Source organism: Pseudogemmobacter sonorensis, assembly GCF_042762395.1.
Taxonomy (GTDB): domain Bacteria; phylum Pseudomonadota; class Alphaproteobacteria; order Rhodobacterales; family Rhodobacteraceae; genus Pseudogemmobacter; species Pseudogemmobacter sonorensis.
Window position 1 is genome coordinate 50,015 of record NZ_JBEFZE010000013.1, and the last position, 15,665, is coordinate 65,679.

At 65.6% G+C, this 15,665-nt stretch carries 17 protein-coding genes; all 17 read left to right on the forward strand.

What is annotated here, in order from left to right; all coding sequences use genetic code 11:
• Window positions 1-2: 2 nt before the first annotated feature.
• On the forward strand, window positions 3-656 hold the full coding sequence (locus tag ABNX41_RS11485) for an NADH-quinone oxidoreductase subunit C (protein WP_438669870.1): 654 nt from the start codon (window positions 3-5) through the stop codon (window positions 654-656).
• Window positions 656-1,924, forward strand: coding sequence for an NADH-quinone oxidoreductase subunit D (locus ABNX41_RS11490; RefSeq protein ID WP_438669871.1), 1,269 nt, complete (start codon window positions 656-658; stop codon window positions 1,922-1,924). Before ABNX41_RS11485 ends, ABNX41_RS11490 begins: the two co-directional genes overlap by 1 nt.
• A 59-nt stretch (window positions 1,925-1,983) precedes the next feature.
• The gene (locus ABNX41_RS11495) at window positions 1,984-3,147 is read left to right on the forward strand and encodes an NADH-quinone oxidoreductase subunit E (RefSeq protein ID WP_438669872.1); all 1,164 of its coding nucleotides are present in this window, start codon (window positions 1,984-1,986) and stop codon (window positions 3,145-3,147) included.
• A gap of 94 nt (window positions 3,148-3,241) precedes the next feature.
• Complete coding sequence (locus ABNX41_RS11500; RefSeq protein ID WP_438669873.1) at window positions 3,242-3,472, forward strand: DUF5337 domain-containing protein; 231 nt, start codon at window positions 3,242-3,244, stop codon at window positions 3,470-3,472.
• Between the two features lie 12 nt (window positions 3,473-3,484).
• Entirely contained in the window at window positions 3,485-4,783 is a 1,299-nt protein-coding gene (nuoF, locus tag ABNX41_RS11505; RefSeq protein WP_438669874.1) for an NADH-quinone oxidoreductase subunit NuoF, read from the forward strand.
• 2 nt (window positions 4,784-4,785) lie between these two features.
• Complete coding sequence (locus tag ABNX41_RS11510) at window positions 4,786-5,187, forward strand: hypothetical protein (RefSeq protein ID WP_438669875.1); 402 nt, start codon at window positions 4,786-4,788, stop codon at window positions 5,185-5,187.
• A 164-nt stretch (window positions 5,188-5,351) separates the two neighbouring features.
• On the forward strand, window positions 5,352-5,783 hold the full coding sequence (locus ABNX41_RS11515; protein ID WP_438669876.1) for a DUF5333 domain-containing protein: 432 nt from the start codon (window positions 5,352-5,354) through the stop codon (window positions 5,781-5,783).
• Window positions 5,780-6,244 carry a DUF3291 domain-containing protein gene (locus tag ABNX41_RS11520; protein WP_438669877.1) on the forward strand — a complete coding sequence of 155 codons (465 nt, stop codon included), beginning with the start codon at window positions 5,780-5,782 and terminating at the stop codon, window positions 6,242-6,244. The genes ABNX41_RS11515 and ABNX41_RS11520 overlap by 4 nt, the downstream gene beginning before the upstream one ends.
• A 4-nt stretch (window positions 6,245-6,248) precedes the next feature.
• Entirely contained in the window at window positions 6,249-8,276 is a 2,028-nt protein-coding gene (nuoG, locus tag ABNX41_RS11525; protein WP_438669878.1) for an NADH-quinone oxidoreductase subunit NuoG, read from the forward strand.
• A 5-nt stretch (window positions 8,277-8,281) separates the two neighbouring features.
• A complete protein-coding gene (locus ABNX41_RS11530) occupies window positions 8,282-8,683 on the forward strand; it encodes a YNQ4 family lipoprotein (RefSeq protein WP_438669879.1) in 402 nt (133 codons plus the stop codon).
• Window positions 8,684-8,699: 16 nt separating this feature from the next.
• A complete protein-coding gene (gene nuoH / locus ABNX41_RS11535; protein WP_438669880.1) occupies window positions 8,700-9,737 on the forward strand; it encodes an NADH-quinone oxidoreductase subunit NuoH in 1,038 nt (345 codons plus the stop codon).
• A 7-nt stretch (window positions 9,738-9,744) separates the two neighbouring features.
• Window positions 9,745-10,239 (forward strand): NADH-quinone oxidoreductase subunit NuoI, encoded by a 495-nt coding sequence (gene nuoI / locus ABNX41_RS11540; RefSeq protein WP_438669881.1) that lies wholly within the window; start codon window positions 9,745-9,747, stop codon window positions 10,237-10,239.
• Window positions 10,240-10,365: 126 nt separating this feature from the next.
• Window positions 10,366-10,776 (forward strand): carboxymuconolactone decarboxylase family protein, encoded by a 411-nt coding sequence (locus ABNX41_RS11545; RefSeq protein WP_438669882.1) that lies wholly within the window; start codon window positions 10,366-10,368, stop codon window positions 10,774-10,776.
• A complete protein-coding gene (locus tag ABNX41_RS11550; protein WP_438669883.1) occupies window positions 10,773-11,381 on the forward strand; it encodes an NADH-quinone oxidoreductase subunit J in 609 nt (202 codons plus the stop codon). Before ABNX41_RS11545 ends, ABNX41_RS11550 begins: the two co-directional genes overlap by 4 nt.
• 111 nt (window positions 11,382-11,492) lie before the next feature.
• Window positions 11,493-11,798 carry an NADH-quinone oxidoreductase subunit NuoK gene (gene nuoK / locus ABNX41_RS11555; protein ID WP_438669884.1) on the forward strand — a complete coding sequence of 102 codons (306 nt, stop codon included), beginning with the start codon at window positions 11,493-11,495 and terminating at the stop codon, window positions 11,796-11,798.
• Window positions 11,799-11,802: 4 nt separating this feature from the next.
• Window positions 11,803-14,100 (forward strand): NADH-quinone oxidoreductase subunit L, encoded by a 2,298-nt coding sequence (gene nuoL, locus ABNX41_RS11560; protein WP_438669885.1) that lies wholly within the window; start codon window positions 11,803-11,805, stop codon window positions 14,098-14,100.
• A gap of 15 nt (window positions 14,101-14,115) precedes the next feature.
• Window positions 14,116-15,660 (forward strand): NADH-quinone oxidoreductase subunit M, encoded by a 1,545-nt coding sequence (locus ABNX41_RS11565; protein WP_438669886.1) that lies wholly within the window; start codon window positions 14,116-14,118, stop codon window positions 15,658-15,660.
• Window positions 15,661-15,665 lie beyond the last annotated feature (5 nt).

Genomic DNA, 15,665 nt, shown 5'->3' on the forward strand with positions numbered 1-15,665 from the left:
CCATGTCCGACGCCCCCTCCGGCCCTGCCCCCGAACCCGACGCGGTCCCCGAGGTCGATCCCCTGCGCGCGCTGGCCGATCAGGTCTCGGAGGCGCTGCCCGGGGCGGTGGCCTCGGTCAGGATCGCTTATGGCGAGCTGACGATCGAGACCGAGGCAGCGCATCTTCTGCCGCTTCTGGCCCATCTGCGCGGCGACCCGGCCCTGCGCTTTTCGACGCTGATCGACGTGACGGCGGTCGACCACCCCGAGCGGGTGGCGCGGTTCGACGTGGTCTGGCATCTGCTCTCGATGTTCACCAACCGCCGCATCCGGGTCAAGCTGGCGGTGGCCGAGGATGAGATGGTGCCCTCGGCCACCGGGCTTTTCCCCGGCGCCGACTGGTATGAGCGCGAGACCTTCGACATGTTCGGGATCATCTTCTCGGGCCACAAGGACCTGCGCCGCATCCTGACGGATTACGGTTTCCGCGGCCATCCCCTGCGCAAGGACTTCCCCACCACGGGCTATGTCGAGGTCCGCTACGACGAGGAACAGAAGCGCGTGGTCTACGAGCCGGTGAAGCTGGTGCAGGAATACCGCCAGTTCGATTTCATGAGCCCCTGGGAAGGTGCCGAATACATCCTGCCGGGCGACCAGAAAGCGGAGGCCAAGTGATGGACGGTTCCAACGCAGGCGGCGTTCCGGCGGGTGACATGCGCCGCAACTTCTATGACGACGGCTCGATGGATATCGAGACCTCGGAACAGCGCATCCGCAACTTCAACATCAACTTCGGCCCGCAGCACCCGGCCGCGCATGGCGTGCTGCGTCTCGTGCTCGAACTCGACGGCGAGATCGTCGAGCGCGCCGACCCCCATATCGGCCTTCTGCATCGCGGCACCGAAAAGCTGATGGAAAGCCGGACCTTCCTTCAGAACCTGCCCTATTTCGACCGGCTGGATTACGTCGCGCCGATGAACCAGGAACATGCCTGGTGCCTGGCCATCGAAAAGCTGACCGGCACGGTCGTTCCGCGCCGCGCCAGCCTGATCCGGGTGCTTTATTCGGAAATCGGCCGCATCCTGAACCACCTGATGAACGTCACCACCGGGGCGATGGACGTCGGTGCGCTGACGCCGCCGCTGTGGGGCTTCATCGCGCGCGAAGAGCTGATGCTGTTCTACGAGCGCGCCTGTGGGGCGCGGCTCCATTCCGCCTATTTCCGTCCCGGCGGCGTGCACCAGGACCTTCCGCCCAAGCTGATCGACGATATCGAGGCCTGGTGCGACAGCTTCATCCCCCGCATCGACGATCTGGACACGCTGATCACCGAAAACCGCATCTTCAAGCAGCGGACGGTCGATATCGGCGTGATCACGCCGCAGGATGCGCTGGACTGGGGCTTTTCCGGGCCGATGGTGCGCGGATCGGGCATGGCCTGGGATCTGCGGCGCGCGCAACCCTATGAATGCTACGACGAATTCGATTTCGACGTGGCGGTCGGCAAGAACGGCGATTGCTACGACCGTTACCTGATCCGCATGGCCGAGATGCGGGAATCGGTCAAGATCATCCGCCAGGCCGTGGCGAAGCTGCGCGAGCCCGCCGCCCAGACCGACGTTCTGGCGCGCGGCAAGCTGACGCCGCCCAAGCGGGCGGAGATGAAGACCTCGATGGAGGCCTTGATCCATCACTTCAAGCTCTACACCGAAGGCTTCCACGTTCCTGCGGGCGAGGTCTATGCCTGCGTCGAGGCGCCCAAGGGCGAATTCGGCGTCTATCTGGTCTCCGACGGCACCAACAAGCCCTACCGCGCCAAGATCCGCGCCCCGGGCTTCGCCCATCTGCAGGCGATGGATTTCATGGCCAAGGGTCATCAGCTCGCCGATGTGACGGCGCTGATCGCCACCATGGACATCGTGTTCGGCGAGGTGGACCGATGAGCGCCTGCGTCCGCCCTCCCGGCTTCCGGGTTCTTTCTTCCTCAGCCACGGGGCTTTGAATGCTTCGCCGCCTATACAAAGACCAGCCCGAGAGTTTCGCCTTCACCGCCGCCAATCTGGAATGGGCGAAGGGGCAGATCTCGAAATACCCCGAGGGGCGCCAGGCCTCGGCGGTGATCCCGCTGTTGTGGCGCGCCCAGGAACAGGAGGGCTGGCTGAGCCGTCCCGCGATCGAATATGTCGCGGGCCTGTTGGGCATGGCCTATATCCGGGTGCTTGAGGTTGCGACCTTCTACTTCATGTTCCAGCTTCAACCCGTTGGTTCGGTGGCGAATATCCAGATCTGCGGCACCACGTCCTGCATGATCTGCGGCGCCGAGGACCTGATCGCGGTCTGCAAGGAGCTGATCGCGCCCACGCCGCATACCGTCTCGGCGGACGGCAAGTTCTCTTGGGAAGAGGTCGAATGCATGGGCGCCTGCGCCAATGCGCCGATGGCCCAGATCGGCAAGGATTACTATGAGGATCTGACGCCCGAGGTGCTGCGCGGGCTGATCGCGCGCTTCTCGGCGGGCGAGGTTCCGGTGCCCGGGCCGCAGAACGGGCGCTATTCCTCGGAACCCCTGGGCAATCTGACCTCGCTGGCCGATTACAGGGGCACCGGCGCGACCTATAACGGCTCGGTCCAGCGCGCGGTCGACATCGGCGAGACGGTGAAGCGCATCGACGGCACCGAGGTTCCGCTGGAGACGCCCTGGCTCGGGGACGGCGGCAAGGCGGTCTCGCAACTGCCCGGCGCGCCCGGCGCGGTCAGCGCACCGCAGGAGGCGCCGCCCGCCGTGGCCGCCGTGGCCGCCAAGGGCCTGCCCGAGGCGGCCGGCGGCGCGCTGGCCAAGGGCAAGCCCGAGTTCGAGCCCGCGCCCGAGGTGCTTGGCGTGAAGCCGCAATCGCTTGAGGCCGCGCGCGAGGGCGGGCCGGACGACCTCAAGCTGATCCTGGGCATCGGGCCGAAGCTGGAAGAGCTTTGCCACCAGCTCGGCTTCTACCATTTCGACCAGATCGCCGAATGGACCGAGGCCGAGGTGGCCTGGGTCGACGACAATCTGGAAGGCTTCAAGGGCCGGGTGACGCGCGACCGCTGGGTGGCGCAGGCGAAGGTTCTGGCGGCGGGCGGCTCGGTCGAGGAGGCCGAAAAGGTCGGCCGCGGCGAGGATGCGAAGTGAGACCCTCTCCCGGAATGCCCTCTCGCGGAATGCGGGGCGCTTCCGGGGCGCGGGGACGGGCGAAAAAGGGCCAAGGCACGGGGCACAGGGGCTGATGCGCGAAGGTGACCGCAACGGCGGGGCTGGCGACGGAACGGGCGCGAAGGCGCGCCTGGTGGCGCTGGTGATCGCCGGGACCATGGTCCTGTGGATGGTCGCGCAATGGCTGGGGGGACGGATCGGGCTGGATGTCCGTTATGTCTTCCTCTTCGACCTTGCGGCGCTGGCGGCGTTCATCTGGGCGCTGGCGGTGACATGGCAGATCTGGCGCGCGCGCCGGGGGTAAGGAGTGACAGGGATGTTGCAGGACAAGGACCGCATCTTCACCAACATCTACGGGATGCACGACCGCTCCTTGAAGGGCGCGATGGCGCGTGGCCATTGGGACGGCACGGCGCAGATCATGTTCAAGGGCCGTGACTGGATCATCGACGAAATGAAGAAATCCGGCCTGCGCGGCCGGGGCGGGGCGGGCTTTCCCACGGGCATGAAATGGTCCTTCATGCCCAAGGCCTCGGACGGGCGCCCGGCCTATCTGGTGATCAACGCCGACGAATCCGAACCCGCGACCTGCAAGGACCGCGAGATCATGCGCCACGACCCGCATACGCTGGTCGAGGGCGCGCTGCTGGCCGGTTTCGCGATGAACGCGGTCGCCGCCTATATCTACATCCGGGGCGAATACATCCGCGAGAAAGAGGCGCTTCAGGCCGCCATCAACGAGGCTTACGAGGCCGGGCTGATCGGCCGCAACGCCTGCAAGACCGGCTATGATTTCGACGTCTTCCTGCATCACGGCGCGGGCGCCTATATCTGCGGCGAGGAAACCGCGCTGCTGGAAAGCCTTGAGGGCAAGAAGGGCATGCCGCGGATGAAGCCGCCTTTCCCGGCGGGCTCGGGCCTTTACGGCTGCCCGACCACGGTGAACAACGTCGAGAGCATCGCGGTCGCCCCCTCGATCCTGCGGCGCGGCGCGGAATGGTATTCGTCCTTCGGGCGGCCCAACAACACCGGCGTCAAGCTGTTCGCCATGTCGGGCCATGTGAACACGCCCTGCGTGATCGAGGAAAGCATGTCGATCAGCATGAAGGAGCTGATCGAGCGCCATGGCGGTGGGGTGCGCGGGGGGTGGAAAAACCTCAAGGCGGTGATCCCCGGCGGCGCCTCCTGCCCGATCCTGACGGCCGAGATGTGCGAGGATGCCATCATGGATTACGACGGCATGCGCGAGAAGAAATCCAGCTTCGGCACCGCCTGCATGATCGTCATGGACCAGTCGACCGATGTGGTGAAGGCGATCTGGCGGTTGTCCAAGTTCTTCAAGCACGAATCCTGCGGCCAGTGCACGCCCTGCCGCGAGGGCACCGGCTGGATGATGCGGGTGATGGAGCGGCTGGTCACCGGCGAGGCCGAGCTTGAAGAGATCGACATGCTGTTCTCGGTCACCAAACAGGTCGAGGGCCATACGATCTGCGCGCTTGGCGACGCGGCGGCCTGGCCGATCCAGGGCCTGATCCGCAATTTCCGCAATGAGATCGAGGACCGGATCAAGGCGCAGAAGACCGGCCGGATCTCGGCCGCGCTGGCGGCGGAGTGATCATGGCCCGCATGCAGCCCATCGGTGAAACGGCCCCCGCCCGCTGCCTTCCGGCAGTGGCTGCGGCTGTTCTGCTGTCGGGCTGCGTGGCGGGCGGGGCTGCGGGGCCCATTGTTTCGCGGGCGGCGCCGGGGGAATATCAGGTCTCGGTCGATGGTGAGGCCTTCCGGGGCACCCTGCGGCCCGGCTCGGCGGGGGCGGAGTTGACCCGCCACGGCGCGCGCCCGGTCGAGGGCTCGGAAATCCGCGTGACCGCCTTGGCCGGTCTTGGCCCCGATCAGGGGCTTTCGGCCAAGCGCGGCGCCCGTGCGACCTGCCTTGAGGCGGGCGGGCGCTTCAACGGGACCGCGATCGGCCATCACGACGGCGGCGGGGTCTGGGTCTTTCCGGGGGGCTGCGCATGAGCCTCACGAGATGTTACAGCCCTGGCGGATCACATGAAATGCACGAAGGCGTGCGTTTTGGGGCTGGGCGCGCTCTGGCAAGGTGCCACGGCCCGGCGGAACGGGGGATGCGCCCCCGCTGCAAGCCTTTCCGCGCGGGCGGAGCAGCCTGTGGAGTATCCGCCATGACCCGTTTCAAGACGCTTTTCCGGGCCCCCGCCCTGTGCCTGAGCCTCGCCCTGTCCTTCGGCATCGCCGCCCCGGCGCTGGCGCTGGAGCCGATCAACCAGGAAAAGCACATCAACAACGTGCTGTTGCAGGGCTTCATCGCCGATCAGATCGTCGACAACTGCCCGGCGATCCAGGCCCGCAGGATGCGGGCGCTGAACGAATTGATGAAGCTGCGCGATTACGCGCTGAAGAAGGGCTATACAGCGGCCGAGGTGAAGGCTTTCGTCGAAAGCCGCAGCGAAAAGGCGCGCGGCAAGGCCGAGGCGGCGGCCTGGCTGAAGGCGCGCGGCGCCGAGCCGGGCAAGCCGGACGCCTATTGCGGCATCGGGCGGGCCGAGATCGCGCGGCAAAGCCTGATCGGCTATCTGCTGAGGGACCGGGGATGACGGCCGCATCGCATCCTCCCTCGGTTGATCTGGCCGAGTTCAGCTTCGGCCTGCTGGGCCATGACTGGGACGCGCCCGAGATGGCGGATTTCGTCGCCGGGCCCGATCTGGTGAACGGGCTGGCCGCCCGCGCGGAAGGTTTCGGCGCGGAAGGTTGCTTCTGGCGGATGGATGACGATGCGATGGAGGCCCTTCAGGCCGACCCGGACGGCCCCTGTGCGGGCGATCCGCGCATGGCCTCGACGCTGTCGGTCTGGCGCGATATCGCCAGTCTTGAGGCTTTTGTCTGGAAGACGGTCCGCCGCCCGGATCTGGCCGAGGCGCCGGATCTGGCCGAAAGGAAGGGGCGGTGGCGGCACCGCCGGGACCATGGTGACAGCGACCTTGCCTTCGGCTGGTCGTATCGGAATGAGGCGCAGGCATGGAAGACCCATGGCTGCGGCCGGATCGCGGCGGAGTAGGCGGATGTCGAATCTGAAGAAAATCAACATCGACGGGATCGAGCTTGAGGTCGATGGCGCGATGACGATCATCCAGGCGGCCGAGGCCGCAGGGATCGAAATTCCCCGCTTCTGCTATCACGAACGCCTGTCGATCGCCGGGAACTGCCGGATGTGCCTGGTCGAGGTCGTGGGCGGCCCGCCCAAGCCCGCCGCCTCTTGCGCGATGCAGGTGCGGGACCTGCGCCCGGGCCCCGAGGGGCAGGCGCCGGTCGTCAAGACCAGATCCCCCATGGTCAAGAAGGCCCGCGAAGGGGTGATGGAATTCCTGCTGATCAACCATCCGCTGGATTGCCCGATCTGCGACCAGGGCGGCGAATGCGACCTTCAGGACCAGGCCATGGCTTATGGCGTGGACTTCTCGCGCTACCGCGAGCCCAAGCGCGCCTCCGAGGATCTGAACCTCGGCCCGCTGGTCAAGACCGCGATGACGCGCTGCATCTCCTGCACCCGCTGCGTGCGCTTCACCACCGAGGTCGCGGGCATCACCCAGATGGGCCAGACCGGGCGCGGCGAGGACAGCGAGATCACCTCTTACCTGAACATGACGCTGGATTCGAACCTTCAGGGCAATATCATCGACCTTTGCCCGGTCGGCGCGCTGACCTCGAAACCCTATGCCTTCACCGCCCGGCCCTGGGAACTGACCAAGACCGAATCGATCGACGTTATGGATGCGCTCGGCTCCAACACCCGGATCGACACCAAGGGCCGCGAGGTGATGCGGATCCTGCCCCGCAACAACGACGGCGTGAACGAGGAATGGATCTCGGACAAGACCCGGTTCATCTGGGACGGGCTGCGGCGCCAGCGCCTCGACGTGCCCTATGTCCGCGAGAACGGCCGGCTGCGCAAGGCGACCTGGCCCGAGGCGCTGGAAAAGGCGGCGGGCGCGCTGAAGGGCGCGAAAGTGGCGGGGCTGATCGGCGATCTGGTCCCGGTCGAGGCCGCCTACAGCCTGAAACTTCTGGTCGAGGGGCTGGGCGGCAAGGTCGAATCCCGCACCGACGGCGCGCGGCTGCCGGTGGGCAACCGCTCCGCCTATGTCGGCACCGCGAAGATCGAGGATATCGACAGCGCCCGGCGCATCCTGCTGATCGGCAGCGATCCGCGGGTCGAGGCGCCGGTGCTGAACGCCCGCATCCGCAAGGCCTGGCTGAACGGCGCCAGCATCGCGATGATCGGCCAGCCGGTCGATCTGACCTATGAGTATCACCACCTCGGCACCGACCGCGCGGCGCTGGTGGCGCTGCTGGGCGATCCCGAGATCTCGCAAGGCACCGAATTGCCGGGCCTGGTGATCGTCGGGCAGGGGGCTGTCAACGAGGCCGATGGCGAGGCGGTGCTGAGCCATGCCATGAAGGTGGCGGAACTGGGGAATTGCAAGCTTCTGGTGCTGCACACCGCCGCCGCCCGGGTGGGCGCGCTGGACGTGGGCGCGGTGACCGAGGGCGGACTTGCGGCGGCGACCGAAGGGGCGGAGGTGATCTTCAACCTGGGCGCCGACGAGATCGAGATCGCGCGTGAGGGCGGGCCCTTCGTGATCTACCAGGGCAGCCACGGCGACCGCGGCGCCAATCGCGCCGACATCATCCTGCCCGGCGCCGCCTGGACCGAGGAGAACGGCCTTTTCGTCAATACCGAGGGCCGCCCGCAACTGGCCTTCCGCGCGGGCTTCGCCCCGGGCGAGGCCAAGGAGAACTGGGCGATCCTGCGCGCGCTTTCGGCCGAACTGGGCGCGAAACTGCCCTGGGACAGCCTGGCGGGCCTGCGCGCCCATCTGGTCGCGGCGCATCCGCATCTGGGCCGGATCGGCGAGGTGGCCGAGAACGAATGGCAACCGCTCGATCTGCGCCTGCCCGCCAGCGCCAGCTTCCGCAACGCGATCGGGGATTTCTACCTGACCAATCCGATCGCCCGCGCCTCCAGCGTTATGGCCGAGCTTTCGGCGATGCAGAAGGCGCGCGCGGCGCAGCCCCTGGCGGCGGAGTGATCACGATGCACCGCCTGCTGATCCCCGTCTTCTTCCTGGTCGCCCCGGCGGCCCTGGGGGCTTGCGCGCCGGGGCCGCAGGTGACAACAGCCCCCGAGCGGGCGGAGTATCTGGGGATCCAGACGGTTCTGCTGGACGGGGATATGGTCAGTTTCCGCGTCGCCATGAAAGGCGCGCGGTCCGAGGCGGATGTCGAGGCCTATGGCCGCTGCGCCGCCGCGCAATATGCGCTGATCCGGGGGGCCGGGTTCGCGCGCCATGTAAGGACGCAGGTGGCCCGTGCGGGCGAGACCTGGCGGGGCGACGCGGTCTATCTGATCTCGGCCGCGCTGCCCGAGGGGCTTCGCACCATAGATGCCGAAGTCACGGTGCGCGATTGCGGCGCATTGCGCATTCCGACGGTCTGAAGGGGACGAGGGAAAGATGGACGGGTTTTTCAGCACAGGCCTCGGGACGGCGGTTCTTCTGCTTTTGCAAAGCCTTGCGGTGACGGGTTTCGTCATGGTCTCGCTGATCTTCATGGTCTACGGCGACCGCAAGATCTGGGCGGCGGTGCAGATGCGGCGCGGGCCGAACGTGGTCGGGCCCTGGGGTATCCTGCAAACCTTCGCCGATGCGCTGAAATATGTGCTGAAGGAAATCGTCGTGCCCGCGGGCGTGGACCGGCCGGTCTTCTTCCTGGCGCCGCTGCTGTCCTTCGTGCTGGCGCTGCTGGCCTTCGCCGTCATCCCCTTCGACGCGGGATGGGTGCTGGCCGACATCAACGTGGCGATCCTCTTCGTCTTCGCGGTCTCCTCGCTTGAGGTCTACGGCGTGATCATGGGGGGCTGGGCTTCGAACTCGAAATACGCCTTCCTCGGCTCGTTGCGCTCGGCGGCGCAGATGATCTCCTATGAGGTCTCGCTGGGGCTGATCATCATCGGGGTGGTGATCTCGACCGGCTCGATGAACCTTTCGGCGATCGTGAATGCGCAATCGGGCTCGCTGGGCTTTCTGAACTGGTATTGGCTGCCGCATCTGCCGGTGTTGGTGATGTTCTTCATCTCGGCCCTGGCCGAGACCAACCGCCCGCCCTTCGACCTGCCCGAGGCGGAATCCGAACTGGTCGCGGGATTCATGGTCGAATACGGCTCCACCCCCTATCTGCTGTTCATGGCGGGCGAATATATCGCCATCTTCCTGATGTGCGCGCTGATCAGCCTGCTGTTCTTCGGCGGCTGGCTGTCGCCCATTCCCGGAATCCCGGACGGCTGGTGGTGGATGGTCGCCAAGATGTGGCTGTGGTTCTTCATGTTCGCCATGGTGAAGGCCATCGTGCCGCGCTACCGCTACGACCAGCTGATGCGGATCGGCTGGAAGGTGTTCCTGCCGCTGTCGCTGGCCTGGGTGGTCCTGGTGGCGTTCCTTGCGAAATTCGAGGTCCTGGGCACCTTCTGGGCGCGCTGGACCGTGGGAGGCTGAGAGAGACATGGCCAATATCGACTGGACCCGCGCCACGCGCTACTTCCTGCTGATGGATTTCATCAAGGGCTTCGCCCTGGGCATGCGCTATTTCTTCAAGCCCAAGCCCACGCTGAATTATCCGCATGAGAAAGGCGAACTCAGCCCGCGCTTCCGGGGCGAACATGCGCTGCGCCGCTATCCCAACGGCGAGGAGCGTTGCATCGCCTGCAAGCTGTGCGAGGCGATCTGCCCCGCCCAGGCCATCACCATCGACGCCGAACCGCGCGAGGACGGCTCGCGCCGCACCACGCGCTACGACATCGACATGACGAAATGCATCTATTGCGGCTTCTGCCAGGAGGCCTGCCCGGTCGATGCCATCGTCGAGGGGCCGAATTTCGAATTCTCGACCGAAACCCGGGAGGAGCTGTTCTACACCAAGGAGAAGCTCCTTGAGAACGGCGCCCGGTGGGAGGCCCAGATCGCCCGCAATCTCGAACTCGACGCGCCCTATCGCTGATCCAGTCAGGAGCATCATCCCAGCCATGCGCAAGGACCCAACAGCAACGACCCTGACCCCGGCGGGCGCTTTCGCGGCCCGGGCCGGGCTGCGTTCGGGCATGGCACGGCGGAAAGCGGGGGCGGCATGAACGAGGCCTACACCAAGATGCTGGCGCAGATGATGGAAAGCGGGCAGGAGATGCTGCGCGCCTTCAATCCGGGGGTCGAGGGGTTCCGGGCCGCCGGTCTGGACAAGATGTTCCCGACCATGCCCGCGGATCTGATGGAGATGTGGTTCGGCCGCACCTTCAACCGCGAGGGGCTGGACGCCAAGACCCGGCTTCTGGTGACGCTGGCCGGGCTGACCGTGCTGGGCGCCCAGGCCGAGCCGCAGGTGAAGCTGACCGTGCGCCACGCGCTTGAGGCCGGCGCCACCGAGCGCGAGATCGCCGAGGTGATCTGGCAGATGAGCATGTTCGGCGGCCTGCCCGCCATGAGACAGGCGCTGGAGCTTGCCCAGTCCGTCTTCGACGAAAGGAAGGACGCAACGCCATGACCCTTGCCGCTCTGGCTTTCTACGCATTCGCCGTCGTGCTGATCCTGGCCGCGCTGATGGTCACGCTCAGCCGCAATCCGGTGCATTCGGTGCTCTGGCTGATCCTGGCCTTCCTGTCGGCGGCGGGGCTGATGGTGCTTATGGGGGCCGAATTCATCGCCATGTTGCTGATGGTGGTCTATATCGGCGCCGTCGCGGTGCTGTTCCTGTTCGTGATCATGATGCTGGACGTCGATTTCGCCGCGCTGAAGGGCGAGATGGCCCGCGCGATGCCGCTTGGCCTGCTGATCGGGCTGGTGCTGGTGATGCAGATCACGCTGGGGCTTGGCGCCTGGACCACGGCGCCGCAGGCCGAGAGCCTGCATGCCTCGCCCGCGCCCGAGGGGATGGAGAATGTCCGCGCGCTCGGCCTGCTGATCTACGACAAGTATATCTATCTCTTCCAGGCCTCGGGGCTGGTGCTGCTGGTCGCGATGATCGGGGCGATCCTGCTGACCCTGCGCCACCGCGAGGGGATCAAGCGCCAGAACGTCCTGCAGCAGATGTGGCGCGATCCGGCCAAGACGCTGGAGATGAAGGATGTGAAGCCGGGGCAGGGGCTGTAACGCCCCCGCAGGCGCCCCCGCCTTGCCGGGCGGGGGAAGAAGGATGAAGGCGGGCCCTGCGGGGCCCGGCCGGTCACGCGAGAGGGCACGAGAGGCCCCGAGGGACAGAAGATGGTTGGAATTGAACACTATATCACGGTGGCGGCGTGTCTTTTCGTCATCGGCATTTTCGGGATCTTCCTGAACCGCAAGAACGTGATCGTCATCCTGATGTCGATCGAGCTGATGCTTCTGGCGGTGAACCTGAACCTTGTCGCCTTCTCGACCCATTCGGGCGATCTGACCGGCCAGGTCTTCACGCTCTTCGTGCTGACGGTCGCCGCCGCCGAGGCCGCGATCGGGCTGGCCATCCTCGTCGTCTTCTTCCGCAACCGCGGAACGATCGACGTGGAAGACGTGAACGTGATGAAGGGCTGAGGTCATGGCGACAATCATCTTCTTCGCCCCGCTGGTGGGCGCCATCCTCTGCGGCTTCGGCTGGAAGATCATCGGCGAGAAACCGGCGCAGATCCTGACCACCGCGCTGGTGTTTCTGGCCGCCGCGCTGTCCTGGGTGATCTTTCTGGGCGGGGATTTCCCCTCGGACCGGATCCTGCTCATGGACTGGATCCAGTCCGGCACGCTGACCACCGAATGGGCGATCCGGCTGGACCGGATGACGGCGATCATGCTGGTCGTGGTGAATTCGGTCTCGGCGCTCGTCCACCTCTATTCCTTCGGCTACATGGCGCATGACGACAACTGGAAGGAAGGCGAGCCCTACCGGGCGCGCTTCTTCGCCTATCTGTCGTTCTTCACCTTCACCATGCTGACGCTGGTCACCGCCGACAACCTGATCCAGATGTTCTTCGGATGGGAGGGGGTGGGCGTCGCCTCCTACCTGCTGATCGGCTTCTACTACCGCAAGCAATCGGCGGGGGCGGCGGCGATGAAGGCCTTCATCGTCAACCGGGTGGGGGATTTCGGCTTCCTTCTGGGCATCGCCGGGCTTTACCTGCTGACCGACAGCGTCCAGTTCGACGTGATCTTCGCCAAGGCGCCGGAGCTGGCCGAGACGACGCTGCGGTTCCTCTGGGCCGACTGGAATGCCGCGAACCTGATCGCCTTCCTGCTGTTCGTCGGCGCGATGGGGAAATCGGCGCAGCTTTTCCTGCACACCTGGCTGCCCGACGCGATGGAGGGGCCGACCCCGGTCTCGGCCCTGATCCACGCCGCGACCATGGTGACGGCGGGGGTGTTCCTGGTCTGCCGCATGTCGCCGGTCTATGAATACGCGCCGCAGGCGACGGCCTTCATCACCTTCCTTGGCGCGACCACCGCCTTCTTCGCCGCCACCGTCGGTCTGGTGCAGAACGACATCAAGCGGGTGATCGCCTATTCCACCTGTTCCCAACTGGGCTACATGTTCGTGGCGGCGGGCGTGGGGGCCTATCCGGTGGCGATGTTCCACCTGTTCACCCATGCCTTCTTCAAGGCGATGCTGTTCCTGGGCGCGGGCTCGGTCATCCATGCCACCCATCACGAGCAGGACATGCGCTGGTATGGCGGTCTTCGCAAGAAGATCCCGATCACCTTCTGGGCGATGATGATCGGCACGCTTGCGATCACCGGCGTCGGCATTCCGCTGACCTATTACGGTTTCGCGGGCTTCCTTTCGAAGGATGCGGTGATCGAGAGCGCCTGGATCGGATCGGGCTATGCCTTCTGGATGCTGGTGATCGCGGCGGGGATGACCTCGTTCTATTCCTGGCGGCTGATGTTCCTGACCTTCTACGGCGAGAACCGGGCGCATCTGAAGGATGATGGCCATGACGGCCATGCCCATGGTCACGGCGCGCATGGCCATTCGGATCATGGGCACGATGCTCACGGTCACGACGCGCATGGTCATGGCGGGCACCATCACCACGAGCCGCATGAAAGCCCGGCCGTCATGCTGGTGCCGCTGTTGGTGCTGGCGCTTGGCGCGCTGTTCTCGGGCATGATCTGGTACAAGGTGTTCTTCGGCGACGAGGTGGCGGTGCGCGACTGGTTCGGCATGGAGCAGATCGCCGTCCATCATGACGATGATCGCGGCGAGGACCACTCCGCTGCCGAGGCTGGCCCGGAGGCTGGCGCAGAGGCCGCAGCCACGCTGGATGCCGCCGAAGCGGTCGATACAGCCGAAACCGTCGAGACCCATGCCGTCGCCGTCGCCCCGAAGGGCGCACTGCTGATGCTGCCCTACGGGGCCGAGGAGCAGGCGCTGGTCGATGCCCGCGTCGATCCGGCCAAGGTCGAATATTACGGCCATGCGCCCAACACGATCATCGCGGCGGCGCATATGGTGCCGAACTGGGTCAAGGTCTCGCCCTTCGTCGCCATGCTGACCGGCCTGGTGCTGGCCTGGGTGTTCTATATTCGCGACCCCTCGATCCCCGGTCGGCTGGCGCGCCAGCAGCGCCCGCTCTATCTGTTCCTCCTGAACAAGTGGTATTTCGACGAGGTCTACGACTTTCTCTTCGTGCGGCCCGCGCGCGCGCTCGGGCGGCTGTTCTGGAGGAACGACGTCAAGGTCATCGACGGCACCATCAACGGGGTGGCGATGGGGATCATCCCCTTCTTCACCCGGCTCACCGCCCGGGCGCAATCGGGCTATCTGTTCCACTATGCCTTCGCCATGGTGCTGGGGATCGTCGTCCTCGTCACCTGGATGACGCTTTTCGGCGGCGCCAGGTAAGGGGGCGCGAGATCCATGGCACAACAACTTCTCTCCATCATCACCTTCCTGCCGCTGGTCGCCGCCGCGATCATGGCGATCTTCCTGCGCGGCGATGACGAGGCGGCGCGGATGAACGCCAAATGGCTGGCGCTGTTCGCCACCACCGCGACCTTCGTCGTCTCGCTGTTCCTGCTTGCGGGTTTCGATCCGCAGGACACCGGATTCCAGTTCCTGTCCGAGGGGGAATGGATCCTTGGCCTGAACTGGAAGATGGGGGTGGACGGGATCTCGATCCTGTTCGTCATGCTCACCACCTGCCTGATGCCCCTGGTGATCTGGTCGGCCTGGGAGGTAGAAAAGCGCGTCAAGGAATACATGATCGCCTTCCTGGTGCTGGAGACGCTGATGATCGGCGTCTTCACCGCGCTGGATCTGGTGCTGTTCTACCTGTTCTTCGAGGCGGGCCTGATCCCGATGTTCCTGATCATCGGCATCTGGGGCGGCGCGAACCGGATCTATGCCAGCTTCAAGTTCTTCCTTTACACCTTCCTCGGCTCGGTGCTGATGCTGGTGGCGATGATCTTCATGTATATGGAGGCGCAGACCACCGATATCGTGCGGCTTCTGGCCCATGACTTCGGATCCGAGAGCTTCTCGCTTCTGGGGATCCATATCCTGGGCGGGGCGCAGACGCTGCTGTTCCTGGCCTTCTTCGCCTCTTTCGCGGTCAAGATGCCGATGTGGCCGGTCCATACCTGGCTGCCGGACGCCCACGTCCAGGCGCCGACGGCGGGCTCGGTGCTGCTGGCGGCGGTGATGCTGAAGATGGGGGGCTACGGCTTCCTGCGCTTCTCGATCCCGATGTTCCCGGTGGCCTCGGACCTGCTGGGGCCGCTGGTCTTCTGGATGTCGGCCATCGCCATCGTCTACACCAGCCTTGTCGCGCTGGTGCAGTCGGACATGAAGAAGCTGATCGCCTATTCCTCGGTCGCGCATATGGGCTATGTGACCATGGGGATCTTCGCGATGAACCAGCAGGGCGTCGACGGCGCGATCTTCCAGATGATCAGCCACGGCTTCGTCTCGGGCGCGCTGTTCCTGGCCGTGGGCGTGATCTACGACCGCATGCACACCCGCGAGATCGACGCCTATGGCGGGCTGGTGCTGCGCATGCCGCGCTATGCGCTGGTCTTCATGTTCTTCACCATGGCCAATGTCGGCCTGCCCGGCACCAGCGGGTTCATCGGCGAATTCCTGACCATCATGGGGATCTTCCAGGTCAACACCTGGGTCGCGCTGGTCGCGGCCTCGGGGGTGATCTTCTCGGCGGGCTATGCCTTGTGGCTGTATCGCCGGGTGGTCTTCGGCGATCTGGTCAAGGACAGCCTGAAGACCATCTCGGACATGACCCTGCGCGAAAAGGCGATCTTCGCGCCGCTGATCTTCATGACGCTGCTGCTTGGCGTCTATCCAAGCCTTGTCACCGACATCATCGGGCCCTCGGTGGCCCAGCTGATCGCCGACTATCAGGCCAGCCTTCCCGCCGTCGTCGCGGAAGCTGCCGCCGTGACGCATTGAGGGAC